Raw genomic sequence first — 17378 nt, 5'->3', positions numbered from 1 at the left:
GGGAGAGGGCTGGCTGTGACATGTCGAGAGTTGATTGCACGATAGAGAGGGCAGCAGGGCCTGTGCCATGGGCAGGCCCTCGTGGGTGAGAGGGAGCGCCGCGGGAGATTCGCGCGCGGGCCCGAGGAAGCCGGAGCCCGTGGAGTCACGGTGTAACTCCAAGAATCACACCGCGAGCTGCGTGCTGAACCGGCGCGGGGACGCTGTCTGGAGACCATGTTCTCCCGGTGCAACGTCGTCCCGGAACGGCTGGATGCCTAGCTGCGGCGCGGCCCTACGCGAGGCCCGCGCCACGGCGCGGCGGACTACTGGATGGTGACGAGCCCGCTGATGTGGTCCATCGCGCAGGCGTAGCGCAGCGTGCCCGACTCGCTGGGGGTGAACTCCACGGTCACTGGCGTGTCCAGGGGGAGCGACTGGTTGATGCCCAGGTCGGCCACGACGATCTCCGTGGCGCACGTCTTGTCCGTCTTGCGGGTGACCACGAGGCGGACTGGCTGGCCGGCCTTCACCTTCACGTTCGCGGGCTCGAAGCCCTTGGAGGTCACCGTGAGATCCACGGTCTGGAGGCCGTTCTTGGCGGCAGGGGCCGAGGGGGGCTTCTGCGTAGGCGCTGCGGCCTTGGCCGTGCCTCCGTGTGCGGAATGCTCGCTGTGCTTGGCGTGCTCGCTCTGCTTGGCGTGCTCCTCACACGCGACCGCAGGGGCCGCGGCGAACAGGGGGAGGGCAGCAAGGACTCCCATCAGGCTCTTCTTCATCGGTTGGTTGCTCCCGGAGTGAGGATGCCCTCGGGACGTCCGGCATCCTGTGGGTACGGCTCGCTAGAGCACAACGCGTGCCGACAGCTGAACGCGCCTGTTCAGGCGGAGTTGCCATGGCGAGGCCCCTGTCCGGAGTGCCCAGACGGGTTTCGCTGTAACCGGCTCGGTCACAGGTGGAACGTGAAGCGGCCTCGTTGCACGGAGCCGTGAGGTTGTGAACCCCATGGACCACTGGGGCATCGACATGGGTCCTCTTCCTGGATGCTATCGCGGCATGTCCCCGAGGTCCCCCATGCGCCGAACCCTCGTTGTGCTGGCGAGCATCCTGTCCTTCGCGGCCTGCGTCTCCGAGCCGAAGAGGCCACCCGCCGCGATGGACCCATCGAATCCGGATGCCCCCGAGGCTCCACCTGCTGCCCAGCCGACCGCATTCGCGGCCCCCACTCCGGAAGTGCCCGCGCCCGCCAAGGCGCCAGAAGGCGCGGGGCACACCCAGCACGGGGCATCCTCTCCGGCCTCCGCCTCGGATGCGGGAGCCACCGTCTACACGTGTCCGATGCACCATGAGGTGCGGTCCGCCAAGCCGGGCACCTGCCCGAAGTGCGGCATGAAGCTGGTGCCGGAGAAGCCCTCGGGCGCGGAGGCCACCGATGCGGGGCAGCCAGGCTCAGCGCCTACGGGCCATGACCATGGACACGGAGGGCATCCATGAGGCTGGCCGTACTCGCTGGCGCGGCGCTGATGGCGGGCGGCTGCGCGTCCATCCAGAAGGAGCGTGGCCACGCGGAGGTGGCGGCCCTCGTCGAGGAGCGGCTGGGCCGGAAGACGCGCTGGAACCAGGGCACCCCGGAGGATGCCGAGGTCGCCCGCCATCTCGATGCGCTCCTGAAGGAAGACCTCACCTCGGACCATGCGGTGGAGGTGGCCCTGCTCAACAATCCGGCGCTCCAGGGCACCTACGAGGAACTGGGTGTCTCGCAGGCCGACATGGTGCAGGCCGGGCTGCTCTCCAACCCGACGTTGGACGGGAGCTTCGGTTTTCCCATCTCCGGAGTTGGCTCCAAAGAGTACGAGGTCTCGCTGGTGCAGGACTTCGTGAACCTCTTCACGCTTCCCCTGCGCAAGCGCGTCGCCCGGGAACAGTTCATGGCCGACACGTTGCGCGTGGCGCATGAAGCGCTGGCCACCGCGGCCGAGGTGCGGAAGGCTTACAGTGAGGTGCAGGCCCTCAAGCAGCTCGTGGAACTGCGACGCATGGCGCTCCAGGCGGCTGAAGCGGCGGCGGACCTCGCTGTGCGGCTGCGCTCCGCAGGTAACATCACCGAACTGGACCTTGCCAGTGAGCAGGCTGCTGCCGAGGAAGCCCGGCTCGAGCTGTCGGAGGGTGAGGTCGCGTGGGTGGAGGCCCGGGAGCACCTTAACCGCCTCATGGGACTGTGGGGCCCACGCACGCAGTGGACCGTGTCCGAGAAGCTCCCGCCGCTGCCCGAGCAGGAAGCCCCACTGGAACACCTGGAGTCGCTTGCCATCCGCCAGCGGCTGGACATCGACGCAGCCCGGAAGCAGGCCGCGCTGCTCTGGAACGCGCTGGAGTTAGCGCGGAGTACGCGCTTTTTCGGCCGGGTGGAAGTGGGCGTCCACACGCACCAGGACGCGGACGGCCCGAGGCTCTTCGGCCCAACCTTGTCCCTGGAGTTGCCCATCTTCGACCAGCGCCAAGCCCTCATTGCCCGCCTGGAGGCCCAGCACCGCCAGGGCGAGCGGCGGCTCACGGAGCTGTCCGTCAACACCCGCTCGGAGGTCCGCGCCGCCTGCGCCCGGCTGCTGGCGCTCCGCGGGGTGGCGGACCGCTACCGGCGGGTGGTCCTGCCGCTGCGCGAGAAGGTCGTCGAGCAGTCGCAACTCCAGTACAACGCCATGCAGATTGGCCTCTTCCAGTTGCTCTCCGCCAAGCGCGAGCAGGTGGAGGCGTACCGAGGCTACATCGAGGCCGTCCGCGACTACTGGATGGCGCGGGCCGAACTCGAGCGGCTCGTAGGCGGCCGGCTTCGGGAGGGTCGTGCGACATCCACGCCATCACCCACGCAGCCGGTGCAGCCCGCCCCACCAGCGCAGCCCGGGCCGCCCATCCAGCCCGCGCAACCCTCGCAGCCAGCACAGCCTGGGACGCACACCGGGCATGGACAGGACACCGCCAACGGCACGGAGACTCCCCATGAGAACCCGCACGATTGAGACCGAGCACGCACCGGGCCGCGAGGATGACGCTCCTCGGACTCCGGAGCGCAGGGGCCCCCCTGGAAACCTTCCCGAGACTGGAGCCGAGGGAACGCTGACGCGGCGGAGCATGCTGGCCACGGCCGGCGTCACGCTCACGGGAGGCGCGCTGCTGCTGAGCGGCTCTGCGGCTCGCGCTCAGTCAGACGTCCCAAGGGCCCAGGGGCCCCGCGAGGGCTCCGCCGCAGACATCGGCCAGCGCCATACGCGGCAGGATTGGCTGCGCCCCGGAATGCCCAACCGGGACTACCGACCCGTGGTGGTGCCCAATGGCTCCAAGCTGCCATGGAGGGTCGTGGACAGCGTGAAGGTCTTCCACTTGGTGGCCGAGGAGGTGGAGCACGAGTTTGCTCCGGGACTGAAAGCCTTTTGCTGGGGCTACAACGGCCGGGTCCACGGACCCACCATCGAAGCGGTGGAGGGTGACCGAGTGCGCATCTACGTCACGAACCGGCTACCAGCGGCCACCACCATCCATTGGCACGGCATCCTGCTTCCAAGCGGCATGGACGGCGTGGGGGGCCTCAGCCAGAAGTCCATCCCCCCGGGTGAGACGTTCCGGTACGAATTCACCCTGCGCCAAGCGAGTACGAACATGTACCACTCGCATCATGACGAGATGACGCAGATTGGCCTCGGCCTGACGGGGATGTTCATTATCCATCCTCGCCAGCCTGCGGGGCCCCGCGTCGACCGGGACTTCGCAATCCTGTTGCATGAATGGCGCATCGACGTCGGCACGGGGCGGCCCAATCCGAACGAGATGACGGACTTCAACGTGCTCACCATGAACGCGAAGGCGTTTCCAGGCACGGAGCCGCTCGTGGTGCGCCAGGGGGAGCGGGTGCGCATCCGGTTGGGCAACCTGAGCCCGCAGAACCACCATCCCATCCACCTTCACGGCCACCACTTCCGAATCACCGAAACGGACGCCGGGCGCGTCCCCGAGTCTGCGCGGCAGCCGGAGGGGACGGTGCTCGTCCCCGTGGGCAGCACACGTGTCATCGAGTTCGTGGCGGACGCGCCCGGTGACTGGGCCCTGCACTGCCACATGACCCACCACATGATGAACCAGATGGGCCATGAGTTCCCCAACATGATTGGCGTGAATCCGGGGAGTCTGGACGCGAAGGTGCGCTCGCTGCTGCCGGGCTACATGACGATGGGACAGACGGGCATGGCGGAGATGGCCGAAATGGGGATGCCCGTTCCACCCAACTCCATTCCCATGCTGGGGGCCCGGGGCAAGCACGACTACATAACCGCAGGTGGTATGTTCACCGTGCTTAAGGTTCGCGAAAGGTTGGAGAGCTACGCGGACCCGGGCTGGTACGACAACCCGCCCAGTACACTGGCGATTGCGGCCGGCACGGACGAGCTTCGCCGGGACGGAATCGACGTGAATGCACCGGCACCGGTCGAGCCCGGCTCATCCTCGTAACGCCATTGACACCGGCTTGCGGGACACGTCGGTCCATTACGTGTCCCTCTTCGTGGCGTAGAATTTGACTCTTTACCCCGAGACTCCTGCACCGAGGCCTCGTGAGTGCCAACGAGTGGCCCTTTGGGGCAGGAATGTTGTCGCCCCCGTGGACGCGCCGAGCCGACAATGCTCTCCACGCGCCTCGTTGAACCATGATGACGCAGGTCCTCGCGTAGCCTTGACGCTATCGAGGCGCAGCAATCGAGGTTGGTCGTTCCTCCCGCCAAATATAGGGTCCCTCCGCCGTGGCTCTTCCCTGGAGCAGTGCGCTTCAAGGGTTCATTTCTTGAGTGGGACGATCCTCCAATCAGTGGAAACAGGCGTCGCGGTAACCCGTGGGTGGCAGGAGGGCTTCCGCGACGGTCGAGTAGACTAAACCTGTTAGGTTGCATTTGTGGGTGCAAGGGGAACTTCTCGTTGAAGGAACTTGCCGTCTTGGGGCGGGGTAGCTGTGCTGCGGCTCCCCATGTCCGACTTCCGCGAGGCCGTTGAATCGATTTCGGAAGCCCAATGCTCCGAGCACCCAGGCTTCTCCGTTGCCGGTGCCTGTATCCGTTGCGGCACCTTCGTCTGTGCCTTCTGTGCCTTGTCCTGGGCGGGCCGGTGCTTCGGGTGCCTTCACGCCGCTCCTGAGTTGGCGACGCGCAGGGCCCGGCTCGCGGCAAGCCTCGTCGATGGTTCCGCGCTCCTCTTGCCGTCCCTGCTCCTGGGCGTCCTTCGGTGTCTGGCCATTCCGGACGAGGCAGCGATGAAGGCTCCGGTCGTCTACGCCCCGGCGCTCCTCGTGTTGTTCGTGCAGGCGAGCCTGATTCGAGGGACGGGGGCGAGTCTCGGCAAGAGGCTCCTGGGAATCCGCGTCGTCCGAAGAGATGGCCGTCCAGCGGAGGTGTGGAGGATCGCCCTGCTGAGGAACGCGCTCCCGATTGCGCTCTGCGGCTACTGCGGGTGGTTCGGCCTCGTGGACGCGCTCTTCTGCGTTGGAGAGGACCGGCGGTGTCTTCACGACTGGATGGCCGGCACCCGCGTCGTGAAGGCCCCTCGCGCACAGCGCTCCTTCGCTGCGCGGCTCGTGACTGGCTGAAGCGCTGGGTTCGGAGTCTCTTCACAGCGAAGGGAGAATGAGAGGCGATGACATGGAGGGAGAGGTGAGGTCCGGGCGCCCCTGCTGGCTGGCTGGGCTCGTGTGCGCGGTGGTGGCGCTGTCGCTGGGGTGTGCCCGGCAGGCGTGGAGGCGGGACGACGTCATGACGTGGGAGGGCTGCTGCAAGGGGGCCGACGCGTGCCTTGCGCTCCTGCAGGAAGTCCACGGCCCAGACAGTGGGGAGCGATGGCTGCCGCCGGAGCAGCAGTGTGCTGCGTGGAAGCTGGGGCGAGAGGGGGAGGACGTCGTCCCCCGGCTGATTCCGCTTCTTCGCCATGGGGAGCGTCGGGTCCGCGGAGGTGCAGCACTCGCGCTGGCGTCGATGGAAGAGAAGGCCAGGCAAGCCGTGCCTGCGCTCCTCGAAGCCTATGAACGCGAGCCCGGTGGAATGGCTCTGCACGCGCTCTCCTCACTCGATGACGCGCGAGCAGCTCCAGCCATGGTGCGACACCTCATGGAGTCGCCCACGTCGACACTGGAGCACCTCGGACCGAAATTGGTTCCGGTGCTGCTGGACGTGCTGGAGAACCCGGAATCGAGCTGGGAGGCGCTGGTGCGGGTGCGCTACGTGCTCGCCCGGCGCGCCTCCATGCTCACGGAGAATTTCGTCCCGCGCCTGCGGACGCTCCTTGCGCGAGAGCTGGCGGAGCCCACTCTCCGGCGCCCGCCAGGGATGTCCTGCCCGGCAGCTCCAGCGCCAAGTTGCGAGGCCATCTTCGACGGGTGTACCCCGCGAGCGGCTTACGTGGCGTCGGTGTTGGCGGCCTACGAGCGCCGGGGAGCGAAGGCAGCGCCCGAGGTACTCCAGGGGCTACAACGGGCGGACGTGCGCCTCACACCCGTGGCGCTGCAGGCGCTGGTGGCCTTCAACAGCCCTGCGGCGGTGCCCGAGGTCCTCCAGCAGCTCGCCGTGCCTGAATGCCGCGCCCGGGCCCTCACGAGCCTCGCGTCCCTGGGGCCGGTGGCGCGGCCAGTCGCGACGGGGTCGCTGCTGCGCCTGCTGGCCACGGGGGAGGAGGGGTGGGAGCGCGCGCGGGCGGCGAAGGCACTTGGGCGCGTGGGAGACCCAGCCGCCCTCGAGGCGCTGCGCCAGGCGGTGTACGAGCCGCACAGCGAAGTCCAGGCCGCGGCTGTCCGGGCGCTGGGCAGCTCCACCTTCCGGCCCTATGCGGAAGAGTTGGAGCCGCTGTTCCATCAGGTGCTGACGACGCATGCCTCTCCTGTGGCGCGGAGCCACGCGAGGTGGGCCCTGCAGGCTCTCTCCGGTGAGGAGGTGCAGCCGGCGTCGCCGTCTGAGCCCCCCAGCGTGCTTCCAGGGCGCGGCCCGGATTGGCAGATGTGCCAGAGCCCCACGTCCATCCATTTGCACTGGGACAAGCCGAAGGCGCCGTCACGAGAGGGGCCATGCGCGAACGTACCTGGAGCGGACTTCGCGTCCGTCCTCGAAGCCATGGGGGAGGCCTGCCTCGTCGGCCGGGACTCCGGGGAGTTTGGCGGCACGCTGGAAGTGCACGAGGCCGGGCGGGTGACGGTGCTGGAGGAGCCACACGCCAACCCCCTGCTGGCCGTGCGGGTGCACGGCACCCTCGTGGTGGTGGAGGGACTCTCACACCTGTTTGGCGGAGACGGGCGTCTGGTGCGTGTCGACGCGTCCGAGGGACGGTGGGGCGCCACGCCTTGGGTGGAACTCCCAGGCGCGCCGCTGGCACACGCGCTGGATGAGGCGGGGAACCTCGTGGTGGGGACGACGAATCAGCGACTCGACGAAGTCTTCTGCGGCCGGGCTGGTGCGTCCGCGCCCGCCCACGTGCTGCGCGTCACGATGGACGGGCGCCTGACCCCCGTCGAACCGGACGGGCGGCCCTGACGTCACCGCGCGGGAAGGGGCGCCCCTCCTGGGGCAGGAGGAGGGGGCCTGGTGCGGGCGGGGCCGCTTCAGGCGCGCCGCTTCCCCGAGCGGAACTCGCTGGCCCAGCGCTGGACGGTGGCCTTGGCGCGCTCCTGCTCCGAACTCGCGTTGGGTTGCCCGGCCGGCGTGGGCGCCCCAGGGCCGGCGGCGCCGTCCGCCCCCGTTGCCCCCTTCTTGCGCACCCACATGCGAGGGGCAGGGGTGACGGCGGGAGCCGGCGTAGCAGGCGCGGCGTCAGCCCTGGGCCTGCGCCCGCGCGGCAGGATGACTTCGGGGATGCTGTGGGGCGCGGCGTCCTCCACCCATGCGGCGTGCAGGCGCCCCGTGGCCAACATGAGGCGCCGCTTCTGGTAGTGCGCCCCGCAGTAGCCCTGGCTGCGGTGGGTGCGCTTGCAGCCGATGACGGCGCATGCCCTGGCTGTAGGCGTGGGAGGCGGGAGCGGAGGCCGGTGCTGTTGTTGCGCGGGAGGCGGGAGCGGGGGCCGGCGCTGCTGTTGCGTAGGGGGAGGAGGCCTCGCGTCGCGGCCTGGGCGCCGGCTCGACACTTCCTGCTGGGGCCCCGGGGCGAGGCGCCTCGCCACCCCGGCCAGTCTCGCGACGAGGCTGGCGAGTGGGCGCGCCAGCTCCTCATCAAGGGCCGCGCGGAAGGCCGACTCAAGAGAGCCCGTGGACTTCGGAGCGGACGAGCGGAGCGGCTCCCTCGTGGAAGAGGATGTGCCGTGAGCCTTCGAAGCAGGAGTGCGTGGGATTTTGGGCATGTGTGGCTTTGCTCGCATTGCTGTGTATTCGGGGCGAATGCGCGTTGGGACGGCGGGTAATGATTACCATCCTCTGGGCATGTGTCGTAGTCGAGCAGTGCTTGAGTGGAGGAAGGGAGCGCCCGCCTCTGGTGACAATACGAAGCGACCTCACGGAAATGGTTGTTGGCATGCGTCGCCCGGCGAACTGGCACGTCGCGTGCTGTGGGGAGTGCGGATGACGATGAGCGAGCGGGAGGCCCTCGCAGAAGCACTGCGGCGGGTGGAGGTGGCGTTGCAGCGAGCGTACGCGACAATGGACGGGAGTGCCGAATCGCGGACGCGGATGGCCAGGGCGAAGGCGGAGTACCGAACGGCAGAGGCTGCGGCGCTGCACGTGCTGGGCGCCGAGGATGCGTTGATGCTCTGGTGGAGGCGAATGACTCGGCGTGCGCTCACGCCCCGGAGCAGGAAGCACTGCGGGAGTGGGTTACTCGCGGGGCGAGAGAGTTGCCCCTCCGCAGTGGCGAGCACCACGCATGAGGGGCGCGCCTCCTGGACGTGCGTGAAACATCAGGTGAAACAGGGCGCTTCGGCAGGCGGACGGGCCCGGGCCGCATGGGCATACCCTGAGAGGCATGCCATACCGGCCCGGCTCACCCTCGCGTCGCCAGGCCCCCGCGCAACATTTCATCCACGAGTGACGCGGCCTTCTCCTCGGCGGTTGCGCCCTGCACGCGCAGCGCGACGGACTCGAAACGCTGGGTATTGGCAACCACCCAGTCGATGTACTCGGGAATGGAAAGGCGCTCCACGCCGAAGGCGATGTCCTGCATTCCCTTCACGATTTGGACGGCCGTGCCCTCGAAGACACGTCCGTCGCGCATGATGATCATCATGACTTCTTCTCCTTCAGGTGTGTGCGCCAGCAACCGGACTCGATGATGGGGCGGCCAGCCAACCGCCCCTTGGGAAACAGGTATGCCTCGACGCGGCCGGCACCGTCGAGGGCAATGGGCGTGCGCTCGTAGAAGCGAGGGTGCCCCTCGAGCCTGTCGAGCGCCGCCAGCATGAGCGCGTCGACTTCGTACACTTCGCCCTCGATGGCGTGTTTGCCGCCGGAGGCGAGAGCGGGGAAGGGCCCGTAGTCGTGAAGCGTGAAACGCGGACGCGTCCGCGCGGGGCCGATGAGGCGTGCGCCGCGCAGGAGGCGGTGATTGGGCTCGCCGGACAGCAGCGTTCCGTAGACGAAAACGCGTGTCGATGTCGACGCGCGCGTCACGCCACACCTCCGAGGGCGCCCGCGAGCGCGGCGCGGTTGAAGCCCAGGCGCCCGTAGGCGTGCCAGAGGACGCGGAAGTAGCGGCCAGCGGGCGGCCAGGCCTCGAAGCCAGTCTCGGGCTGGAGGTACACCAGCGCGCGGCGGCGCAGGCCAGCTCTGTCCATCACCAGCCGGATGGCGCGCCGGTACGCGAAGGGGTGGCCCTCGAAGATGTCGAGGGCCCGCAGGTCCTCGGGAGTGAGGCGGTACAGCAGTCCCTCGACGTGGGCGCCGCGCACCCGCTGGAGGCTGGCGACGGCCCCGCCCCAGCGGCGGCTGTATCCGCCGAACACCAGGGTGTGGCCGGAGAGAGTGGCCCGGGCTTCGACAGTGGCGTTGGGGCAGCGCACGCGCATTTGGGCCCTGTCGAGGTTGGAGCCGTAGGCGAAGTAGAGCATGGGGATTCTCCCGTGGGTGGCAGGCGCGCGGCCCGCCGTTGTCAGTGCCAACCAGGGCCCCGAAGGGCCCCGGCGTTGAGTCCGCTTCAGGCGGCCGCCAGGGCCTCGTTCGTGCCGCCCTGGGCGCTGCCGCTGCCGCCCTGCGCGCCTTCGCTGCCGGGCGTGCCTTCCCCACCCGGCCCGCGCCCGTCGCGACGCTGGCCCTTCCAGGCGGCGCTGCCTTCCAGGTGCTTGAGAAGGTGCAGGCGCGCCGTTTTGAACTCCTCTCCAATCAGGCCCAGGTGGAGCAAGAACACCCGGAAGTCGTACTTCGCGGTGGCGGGGTTGAAGTCGCGGCGCTTGCTGGAGGCGGCCTTCGAGGCCAGGGCGCGGGCGGCGAGGGCCAACACCAGTTGGACGTAGGCCTTCACCTCGCCCGCGTGCACCGAGCCGTTGAAGTATCGGAATTCAATCGTGCCCCGGAAGAAGAGGCTGTTGAGGTTGAGGCCGTGGTAGCGGCTGGAGTCGTAGCGCTGCGGGGCGAGGTTGCGGCGCCCGTACCAAGCCTCATTCACGTCCTGGAGGGTGCGCGGGCGCCGGGCCTCCAGCCGCTGGAGGAAGGCCCCGTCGATGGGCTTGCAGAAGCGGTTCAGCCGCGCGGCGCTCACCCCGAGGGCGGTCTCCAGGAGGCGCTCCTGCTTGTGCACCATTTTGACGAGGTTGGTGACGCCCTTGGCGTCGAAGCGGCTGCCATCGACGTGGATGTGGATGCCGGTGGAAGCGTCGGCGCGGGCGCCGGCCTCGCGAGCGGCGCGCACCACCTGCTGTAAGGCTTCCAGGTCCTGGTAGGTGAGGATGGGGGAGACGATTTCGCCGCTGTACTCGCCCCCGCTCAGCGAGCCGTCCGGCACCACCTTCCAGGCGCGGCCCTGGGAGTCCGTCACCTGCCAGCCCCGGTAGTCGCCGGAAACGTGCCCGCCCACCGCGCCCTGAATCGCGTGGGCCAGCTTCTGGCGGCTGGCGCCAACCGTCTCAATCTCAATTCCAAACCGGAGCGTCTTCATGGAGTTTGCCTCTCGCGTCCGCGCGGGGCTGTGGCGCCCGTCGCGAAACACATACACGCTCTTGTGTGCGAATGAAGCAAGTCCACTTCGACGGCCGGAAGGGCGGATTTGGGCGTCTGGAGTATTCGCGAGAATACGCGGGGTTTCTCGTCCGCTCTCGACGGGTGGCGCGTGTTTCAGGCGCTTGGGTTGCGGCTGGTGGGGGAATTCCAGTGTGTGTGATTGACTGGGTGAGGATGGACGGGGAAACCTGCGCGGTGCTGCGGCGCGGACTCCCGCTGACCTCTCCGCTCAGCCCAGCAGGGTGTTGAGGAGCATCATCCCGCGCATGGCCTCGGCATGGTCCCCCTCGGCCAGCTCCAGGTAGATGCGGCCATGGTTCGGCTCCGAGAGGCGCTCGCTCTGCACGATCCACCGCTCGCTGGCGGGGGTGCTCAGCTCCAGGCTGGCGGCGAAGGCGTGGAGCAACGCGCTCATCTGCCGGTGGGTTGCGCTGGGCGGAAGGAAGATGTCCAGTTGGGGCTGGGCCGTGCCGTACCGGCTTTTGCCGAGGTCGAGGCTCAGCTTGGCGTTGCTGAAGTCAATCACCTTCATCGGGATAACGTGAAAAGGGATGGCCGTCGCGCTCATGGTCGGTATTCCTGTGGGATTGCGCGGTGCTTTTTTGTGCCCGTCGCGAGGGGCATACACGCTCTTGTGGGCGGGCGTATCAAGTCCTCTCTGCTGTCTTTGGGGTGTATGTTCTGTGGCGGGGCGTTGGCGTTTGGCTGGGGCGCTGTTCCCGATGGAGCGTGTGTCTGGTGGTGAGGCTGGGCGTGCGCGCTTGGGGCCTATTTCGGCCGCTTCGAGTGGCTTGCCGGACGTGCCTGTCGCAGCCCGGCAAGGCCCTCGAATGGCGAGGGGCTGCGGCTAGGTTGCACCCTTGGCGGTCGGCGTGGGCTTCGTGTCCTCCCGCTCTGCTCGAATCTTCATGAGCTTGTCGATGATCTTGGCCTTCTTGGTTTCCCCCAAGTAGGGGAAGCTGTTTCCGGTGTCGATGACGTAGCGGCGCAGTTTCTTGACGGTCATCGTTTCCAATTCTTCGCGTGTCTTCATGTTGTTCCCGTGGGGACTGCGTTGAAGGAGGGGCCGGTCGAAGGTCTCGGGCGGTGTTTCACTTCACGGCGATGTTGGCGCCCGCCTCGCGTGTGGACGGCGGGGCGGAGCTCGTCCGGGTTGGGAGGGCCTCTCGGCCTATTCGCTGTCCTGCTGGGGCGAGTGGATGCGGGCCTCACTCCTCCTCTTTCGGGGCGAAGCGCGCGGCGGCTTCGGTGGCGCCCATGGCCGTGAGTTCTCGGTGGACCGCGCGCATGAAGAAACGAGTCCGGCTCGGGATGCCCGCGTCGCGCCAGGCCTTGTCCAGGGCCGCCAAGTCCTCCGCGTCGAAGGAGAGGGGGATGACGCGCTTGCCGTCCTCGCGCACCTTCACCTCGCGCTCGGGACGGGGACCCACCGGCACGCGTCCGGCCTCCGCCTCCCGAATCTTCCACTTGAGGTAGGGGATGTCGCTGCTGCCCGTCGGGCGCCCCACGACTTCGCGGTACTTCGCCTGCAACGCTTCCAGCGACATGCCGGCGAAGCGCCCGCGCTGGTTGGCAGACTGCGTGCCCTCGACCGACGTGGGGGGCTGTGCGGCAGGCGCCGGAGGCGCGCTGGGGGCGGTGGCCGTCGCCCGGCGGGAGGGGCTGCGCCGCTTCTTGGCGGCGAGAGACTCCTCGATGCGGCGGATGAGGAACTTCTTGTTCGGGCTGCGCGTCTCCTCGCCCACCACTTCGCGGTAGCGGGCGCGCAGCTCCGTCAGGTTCATGGACTCCAGCTTCTTCTTCGGGGCGGTGGTGCGGGACATGGTGCTGTTTTCCTTTCCGGGCCGTGGGTACACGTCTGCCGTTCACGAGGGCGGCCCGGTGGCCCTCATGCGCTGGTGCCCCGCTGGGCGGGGCGTGGGTGGTGAGAGGAGGTGCTACTTGCTGCGGGCGCTGTTGGCGGCGCTCAGGCCGGCCTGATAGGCCGCTTCGAGGGCCTCCTTCAGGCCCCACACCGCCACGTCGTGGAAGTCGAGGCTGTCGCTGTTGCGTGTCTTCAGGGTTTCGATGTTGAGCGATTGGCGTGCAATGCGCTCAAGGACTTCTTCGGGCGCCCGGGTGGGCTTCGCGGCGGTGGCGGGGCGGGGCTTGCGGGGTGTCATTGTTTCGTCTTTTCGTACGCTTTCGGAGGCGCGCGTGAGACATACGCGCTCTGTTTTGTGCGTATGACAAGTCATTGTTCGTTGGGCTTGCTCAGGTGCGCGAAGCACTCCAAATCGATGGCGCGCGGGTCGACATGCACGAAGGAGGTGGTTCCGTCCGGGTGAATGGGAGCCGCGTCGATGCAGTCCTCGGCCGTTACACCCCCGAGGCGCGCCAGCTTTTCGTTGTCATTCACGTAGTAGTCGTCCGCGTCCGGGTTGGCGTCGGGGCGGAGGCTGCCTCGCAACACCGCGAAGATGCGGACCCTCTGCCCCCGGAGCCCGGGGATTTCATTGCCGATGTAGGTGGTGTCAGTGCCGATAAACATGCGTGTCTCCCTGGCGCGCAGTAGGCGGCGCGTGAAGACATACACGCTCTGTCTTGGGGACATAGCAAGTCGAGGAACGAGGGATTCGCGACGCCCCGGGGCATCGCGGCGCGAGGGACTGTTTTGCCGACAGTGTATGTCTATTGACTGGACTCTTCAGGGGCGCGGGGCTGCTCGTCGGCGGGGACCGCGATTCGGAGGCCCTGGGGGAGCCAGCGCTCGCGAGCCTCCTGAGAAAGGGGCCGCATCAGCACCTTGCCGGCGCTGCCCCCCTTGGGCTTGAGCACCGTGTGCAGGCGCCCGCGCTGGACCAGCTCGGCATGGAGGTGGGCGACGAGGAGCCGGTGCAGGTGCCCGAAGCTGCCTGGGACGGGGTGCCCCGGCTCGCGCTCGGCTGCGCGGGTGAGGAACTCGGTGGATCGGCAGGCGGGGCAGGGGGGCAGTTGGACGAGGCTGTCATCCGCGTCCCCTCGCCGGGCGACGCCCACCTCCTGAGGGTCGAGGGCAAGGCGGTTGTCTCTGCCGCACCTGATGCCGCGCTGCAGGACTTCAGTCGAGGTGATTTCGTAGAGGGCCGTTCGAGTCCTCACGCGAGAGCGGTGTACGCGCCGAGCCAGTACGTCGCGACGAGGTGGTCGTAATCATGCATGGTGTTGATGATGGGTACCGTTTGAGCCGCCTTCCTTGGTACGCACCACGTGCGTATCGACCTCGTCCTCTGGCCAAGCGTCCGTATGGGGGGCTGGACATACGATGCTCAAGGTCAGCTGCGACGTCTTTAACCATGGGGTGGTAGGGCCGACACCCCTTTCATCGCCTCCAGGTGGCTCAGGGCGTCCCGGCTGTTGGCGATGCCGAGGGCCGCGCAGACGTCGGCGGCGACGAACCATGGCTCACCCCGCTCGTCCATGGAGACACGGATGCGGTGTGTCTCGAAGTTGAAATGGGCCAGCGGATGCACAGCGACTCCTTTCGGGGAAACGCCGAGGCCGCGCGGGGCCCGACTCAAGAATGCGCAGCGTGGTTAATGACTTGTCTTGTGGGGGCGACAGAGCGTGCATGGCCGCGTCCTCTTCACGAAGGAGTCTCCATGTCTGCCTATGCTGCTGTCGCGCGCGCACCCCGCACTCTCACGGAGAAGGAGGTGGCGTTGCTGCTGCGCACCACGGGGTTGCACAAGGAGGGATTCAGGGACCACTGCCTCTACAGCCTCGCGCTGGCATCGGGCCTGCGCGAGCACGAGCTGGTGGCCCTCAACGTCGGCGACATCTTCGACGAGCGCGGACGCGCACGCCGGCACGTACCGCTGCGCGTCTTCAAGGGTTGCCGCCGGCACCCGGGCCCCCAGGAAGTCGTCTTCTCGGACACGGTGCGCGCGAAGCTGGAGAAGTTGTTGCGCCTGAAGCGCTCGCTGGGGCACGACGTGGGCCCCCAGGCTCCGCTCTTCCTGAGCCGCAAGGGCCTGCGCCTTTCCACGCGGCAGGTGCGCCATGGCTTCGCGGTGTGGCAGCAGCGCGCGGGCCTGGAGCGGCACCTCAACTTCCACGCCGTGCGCCACACCGCGTGCACCGGGGTGTACCGGCGGACGAAGGACATTCGCCTCACCCAGCGCTTCGCGCGGCAGCGCAGCATCGACTCCACGGTCATCTACACGCACCCCTCGGACGACGAGCTGGTGCGCGTGACGCAGGACTTGCCCTGCTGATGGGGAATGCCGCCTCCGCGCTGAGCGCCCGCGAGAGCCCCTGGCTGGGCCGGGGTGCCGCGCGGAGGCGGTGAGGGCAGTTGTGCGCGGAGATCGCGCGGGCTGCCCCAGGCACGGCCGGCGAAAGTGAACAGCGCGAGGCGTTCACTTACCGGGTGCAAATGAACAGGCGCGGGGTGTTCACTTTTTCAGAGGTGACTCTCTCGAAAAGGGCCCCAGGTACACGCCCCGGCGGCGAGGCCCGCACGAAAAAACGCACCACCCCCCACCCTGGCGTCAGGGGTAGGCGGGGTAGGCGTGCTGGCGTCGTCGGTAGGCATGGTGGCGCCCGGCAGGGGCAGGCAGTGACGGTGACGTGGGAGGAGCTGGGCCGCGAGGGTGCGCGGCAGGCGGCCCCAACCAGCGGAAAGCGGCAATCGGCCTCGGCGCTTCGGCCCTTTATGAGGCCTCGTAAGCGCGCGAAACAGCGTGGGGTCCGTGACGCCGAATGGCCGCCTTTACCTGTTTCCGGCCATTCGGCTCGGCCCTGGTAACGGCACACGCGCCCAGGTGCGCGCGGGGCGAAGGGCTGGTGCTTCGAGGGCAGCTCGGGGCCTCGTGGGGCTCACGGAGAGCACAAAGCCCTGCGGCCCGAAGCGCTGGAGGACACGCGCGCACGAACGGGGCGCCACGCAGAGGAGGCGTTGGCGCGCGGGGCTGAATCGGGGGCGCGCGCTAGGGGCCAGGGGGCGGCAAGCGGACCCCAGCGGGGAGGGGGCAGGTGGGCCGGGGAAGTGAATGGCGCGCTGGAGTCCGGCCCGCTGGACGGAGTGTGCTTCCGGGCGCGAGTTCAGGCTCGGACTCGGACCGCGGTGCTCGAGCACCTGGTGGCTTGGCGCCCCAACCCCGCGAAACTACGAGACCTGCGGCGCCAGGCGTGTGCTTCCGCGCGCCTGGTAGAGCTCCATGGCGGAGCCTGGCCTGGTGGGGCCTGGTCCGGTGAAAGTGAACGGGCCTGAAAGTGAACAAGCTCGGGAATGAAGCCCGTTCACTTTCTTGGGATTCGCCCCAAAGGGGGGCGTGGGGGGAAGAGAGCCTGCCGAAGGGACATCTCTCCGAGCGCGGGAGTGTCGCTGGCCCTGGGCCCACCTGGACGAACAGCTTCGGGCTTCGCGCAGCCGCCGAGACAGCCGCGCCTTCGAGCTGTCATGGGCCGCCCTCTCCTGTGGGGCACCTGCGCGAATCGAAGTCCCGCTCCGCTCAAGCAGCCCGGGTGCTCAGGAGCGTCAAAGGGCCGCTTCGCCGAAGCCTGAACGGTTCTCGCCCTTGCCCCGCCTTCCTCGCGCAGGCGAAGGGCAACCGGGCGCAAGTGGCCAGTCCTGAGAGCGCAGGAGTCGCGAGCTGGTTGGCCGACCCGGATGCGATCCGTTGAGCCGGTCCCTGGCGTCCAGCGCAACCAGGGCAGGGAAGCCGGAGGTGCCGAGGTCTCACCCAGGCGCCCTGTATCTCCAGTTGAAGCAAGGCACCGACACCCCGACTTCAGCTGCCGGACTTCTCCAAAGTCCGGCAGAAGTCCGGCATGAAGTCCGGCAGCAATTTCCGTAACAACTTCATGGGGTTGATTCACTCTGCCGGACTTGCCGGACTTCAAAGCCACTTTTACGTACGCGAGGGAAAATATTCTGGGAGGGAAGCGCGCAGAAAATATTTCCCCGTAGAGGGGAGGGACGGGGGAGGAAGTCCGGCAAGTCCGGCAGGAGGGTCTAACCCCTCGTAGTTACAGCTATTTTGGGTGCCGGACTTCAGCGGGGGAAGTCCGGCATGAAGTCCGGCAGTCCGGCAGGAATGCGAGAGTCGGAGGGGAGAATGTAGGTGGTGAGGCCACGCACTCTCCTGTTCCCCGCCTTCATCGTCCTATTTGCCCTCGCGCCGTGCTGGGGCCGCCGGTTACGCGTCACCGGTGAGCACCACCCCATGCGTCTGCTGGGGTTGCCCTGGTTCGAGCGAGAGCGGCTTCTGGGGAAGACGGTGG

At 68.1% G+C, this 17378-nt stretch carries 19 protein-coding genes; 6 read left to right on the top strand and 13 right to left on the bottom strand.

Translation table 11 applies throughout. The annotated features are described in order from the left end of the window. Positions 1 to 305 precede the first annotated feature (305 nt). On the bottom strand, positions 306 to 758 hold the full coding sequence (locus OWM54_RS14610) for a cupredoxin domain-containing protein (protein WP_267697895.1): 453 nt from the start codon (positions 756 to 758) through the stop codon (positions 306 to 308). 226 nt (positions 759 to 984) lie between these two features. Here OWM54_RS14610 and OWM54_RS14605 point away from each other — a divergent pair, with 226 nt between their 5' ends. The 5 genes from OWM54_RS14605 (at position 985) to OWM54_RS14585 (ending at position 7529) form a co-directional block, all read left to right on the top strand. Further along, positions 985 to 1473, top strand: a complete 489-nt coding sequence (locus tag OWM54_RS14605) for a heavy metal-binding domain-containing protein (protein ID WP_324289118.1) — start codon at positions 985 to 987, stop codon at positions 1471 to 1473. Beyond that, positions 1470 to 2996, top strand: a complete 1527-nt coding sequence (locus tag OWM54_RS14600) for a TolC family protein (protein WP_141648410.1) — start codon at positions 1470 to 1472, stop codon at positions 2994 to 2996. The genes OWM54_RS14605 and OWM54_RS14600 overlap by 4 nt, the downstream gene beginning before the upstream one ends. Positions 2997 to 3270: 274 nt before the next feature. Next, a complete protein-coding gene (locus tag OWM54_RS14595) occupies positions 3271 to 4479 on the top strand; it encodes a copper oxidase (RefSeq protein ID WP_324289117.1) in 1209 nt (402 codons plus the stop codon). 508 nt (positions 4480 to 4987) lie between these two features. Continuing rightward, positions 4988 to 5602, top strand: a complete 615-nt coding sequence (locus OWM54_RS14590) for an RDD family protein (protein WP_267697893.1) — start codon at positions 4988 to 4990, stop codon at positions 5600 to 5602. 52 nt (positions 5603 to 5654) lie between these two features. Beyond that, entirely contained in the window at positions 5655 to 7529 is a 1875-nt protein-coding gene (locus OWM54_RS14585) for a HEAT repeat domain-containing protein (protein WP_420715378.1), read from the top strand. Between the two features lie 68 nt (positions 7530 to 7597). Here the strand turns inward: OWM54_RS14585 and OWM54_RS14580 are convergent, their stop codons facing one another. The 12 genes from OWM54_RS14580 to OWM54_RS14525 form a co-directional block, all read right to left on the bottom strand. Beyond that, positions 7598 to 7906, bottom strand: coding sequence for a cell wall protein (locus OWM54_RS14580; protein WP_223738432.1), 309 nt, complete (start codon positions 7904 to 7906; stop codon positions 7598 to 7600). Positions 7907 to 8964: 1058 nt separating this feature from the next. Beyond that, positions 8965 to 9195, bottom strand: a complete 231-nt coding sequence (locus tag OWM54_RS14575; protein ID WP_267701126.1) for a hypothetical protein — start codon at positions 9193 to 9195, stop codon at positions 8965 to 8967. Between the two features lie 8 nt (positions 9196 to 9203). Then, positions 9204 to 9590, bottom strand: coding sequence for a gamma-glutamylcyclotransferase family protein (locus OWM54_RS14570; RefSeq protein ID WP_223738433.1), 387 nt, complete (start codon positions 9588 to 9590; stop codon positions 9204 to 9206). Beyond that, complete coding sequence (locus OWM54_RS14565) at positions 9587 to 10027, bottom strand: gamma-glutamylcyclotransferase family protein (RefSeq protein WP_141647213.1); 441 nt, start codon at positions 10025 to 10027, stop codon at positions 9587 to 9589. The genes OWM54_RS14570 and OWM54_RS14565 overlap by 4 nt, the downstream gene beginning before the upstream one ends. 86 nt (positions 10028 to 10113) lie before the next feature. Continuing rightward, positions 10114 to 11070: an amidoligase family protein gene (locus OWM54_RS14560; RefSeq protein ID WP_267697891.1), complete on the bottom strand. Its 957-nt coding sequence runs from the start codon at positions 11068 to 11070 to the stop codon at positions 10114 to 10116. A gap of 291 nt (positions 11071 to 11361) precedes the next feature. Continuing rightward, complete coding sequence (locus tag OWM54_RS14555; RefSeq protein ID WP_141648405.1) at positions 11362 to 11700, bottom strand: hypothetical protein; 339 nt, start codon at positions 11698 to 11700, stop codon at positions 11362 to 11364. 279 nt (positions 11701 to 11979) lie between these two features. After that, on the bottom strand, positions 11980 to 12165 hold the full coding sequence (locus OWM54_RS14550; RefSeq protein WP_223738438.1) for a hypothetical protein: 186 nt from the start codon (positions 12163 to 12165) through the stop codon (positions 11980 to 11982). A 175-nt stretch (positions 12166 to 12340) separates the two neighbouring features. Beyond that, complete coding sequence (locus OWM54_RS14545) at positions 12341 to 12955, bottom strand: DUF2924 domain-containing protein (RefSeq protein WP_223738439.1); 615 nt, start codon at positions 12953 to 12955, stop codon at positions 12341 to 12343. A 114-nt stretch (positions 12956 to 13069) separates the two neighbouring features. Continuing rightward, positions 13070 to 13294 carry a DUF6900 domain-containing protein gene (locus OWM54_RS14540; RefSeq protein ID WP_141648975.1) on the bottom strand — a complete coding sequence of 75 codons (225 nt, stop codon included), beginning with the start codon at positions 13292 to 13294 and terminating at the stop codon, positions 13070 to 13072. Between the two features lie 71 nt (positions 13295 to 13365). Continuing rightward, on the bottom strand, positions 13366 to 13662 hold the full coding sequence (locus tag OWM54_RS14535; RefSeq protein ID WP_223738440.1) for a hypothetical protein: 297 nt from the start codon (positions 13660 to 13662) through the stop codon (positions 13366 to 13368). Positions 13663 to 13802: 140 nt separating this feature from the next. Continuing rightward, positions 13803 to 14252 carry a hypothetical protein gene (locus OWM54_RS14530; protein ID WP_223784996.1) on the bottom strand — a complete coding sequence of 150 codons (450 nt, stop codon included), beginning with the start codon at positions 14250 to 14252 and terminating at the stop codon, positions 13803 to 13805. Between the two features lie 188 nt (positions 14253 to 14440). Then, positions 14441 to 14623: a Bro-N domain-containing protein gene (locus OWM54_RS14525; protein ID WP_267697889.1), complete on the bottom strand. Its 183-nt coding sequence runs from the start codon at positions 14621 to 14623 to the stop codon at positions 14441 to 14443. 129 nt (positions 14624 to 14752) lie between these two features. Here OWM54_RS14525 and OWM54_RS14520 point away from each other — a divergent pair, with 129 nt between their 5' ends. Then, positions 14753 to 15367, top strand: coding sequence for a tyrosine-type recombinase/integrase (locus OWM54_RS14520; protein ID WP_141648973.1), 615 nt, complete (start codon positions 14753 to 14755; stop codon positions 15365 to 15367). Positions 15368 to 17378: the final 2011 nt, after the last annotated feature.

Origin of the sequence: Myxococcus sp. MISCRS1 (genome assembly GCF_026626605.1) — a bacterium.
Lineage (GTDB): Bacteria > Myxococcota > Myxococcia > Myxococcales > Myxococcaceae > Myxococcus > Myxococcus fulvus.
Note: the sequence above shows the minus strand (reverse complement) of the source record. Positions and strands in the feature narration are given on the sequence as shown.

Coding starts and splice junctions, on each gene's coding strand:
- OWM54_RS14610 (WP_267697895.1), bottom strand. CDS start 758: ATGAAGAAGAGCCTGATGGGAGTCCTTGCTGCCCTCCCCCTGTTCGCC.
- OWM54_RS14605 (WP_324289118.1), top strand. CDS start 985: ATGGACCACTGGGGCATCGACATGGGTCCTCTTCCTGGATGCTATCGC.
- OWM54_RS14600 (WP_141648410.1), top strand. CDS start 1,470: ATGAGGCTGGCCGTACTCGCTGGCGCGGCGCTGATGGCGGGCGGCTGC.
- OWM54_RS14595 (WP_324289117.1), top strand. CDS start 3,271: ATGCCCAACCGGGACTACCGACCCGTGGTGGTGCCCAATGGCTCCAAG.
- OWM54_RS14590 (WP_267697893.1), top strand. CDS start 4,988: ATGTCCGACTTCCGCGAGGCCGTTGAATCGATTTCGGAAGCCCAATGC.
- OWM54_RS14585 (WP_420715378.1), top strand. CDS start 5,655: ATGGAGGGAGAGGTGAGGTCCGGGCGCCCCTGCTGGCTGGCTGGGCTC.
- OWM54_RS14580 (WP_223738432.1), bottom strand. CDS start 7,906: ATGTTGGCCACGGGGCGCCTGCACGCCGCATGGGTGGAGGACGCCGCG.
- OWM54_RS14575 (WP_267701126.1), bottom strand. CDS start 9,195: ATGCGCGACGGACGTGTCTTCGAGGGCACGGCCGTCCAAATCGTGAAG.
- OWM54_RS14565 (WP_141647213.1), bottom strand. CDS start 10,027: ATGCTCTACTTCGCCTACGGCTCCAACCTCGACAGGGCCCAAATGCGC.
- OWM54_RS14560 (WP_267697891.1), bottom strand. CDS start 11,070: ATGAAGACGCTCCGGTTTGGAATTGAGATTGAGACGGTTGGCGCCAGC.
- OWM54_RS14555 (WP_141648405.1), bottom strand. CDS start 11,700: ATGAGCGCGACGGCCATCCCTTTTCACGTTATCCCGATGAAGGTGATT.
- OWM54_RS14550 (WP_223738438.1), bottom strand. CDS start 12,165: ATGAAGACACGCGAAGAATTGGAAACGATGACCGTCAAGAAACTGCGC.
- OWM54_RS14545 (WP_223738439.1), bottom strand. CDS start 12,955: ATGTCCCGCACCACCGCCCCGAAGAAGAAGCTGGAGTCCATGAACCTG.
- OWM54_RS14540 (WP_141648975.1), bottom strand. CDS start 13,294: ATGACACCCCGCAAGCCCCGCCCCGCCACCGCCGCGAAGCCCACCCGG.
- OWM54_RS14535 (WP_223738440.1), bottom strand. CDS start 13,662: ATGTTTATCGGCACTGACACCACCTACATCGGCAATGAAATCCCCGGG.
- OWM54_RS14520 (WP_141648973.1), top strand. CDS start 14,753: ATGTCTGCCTATGCTGCTGTCGCGCGCGCACCCCGCACTCTCACGGAG.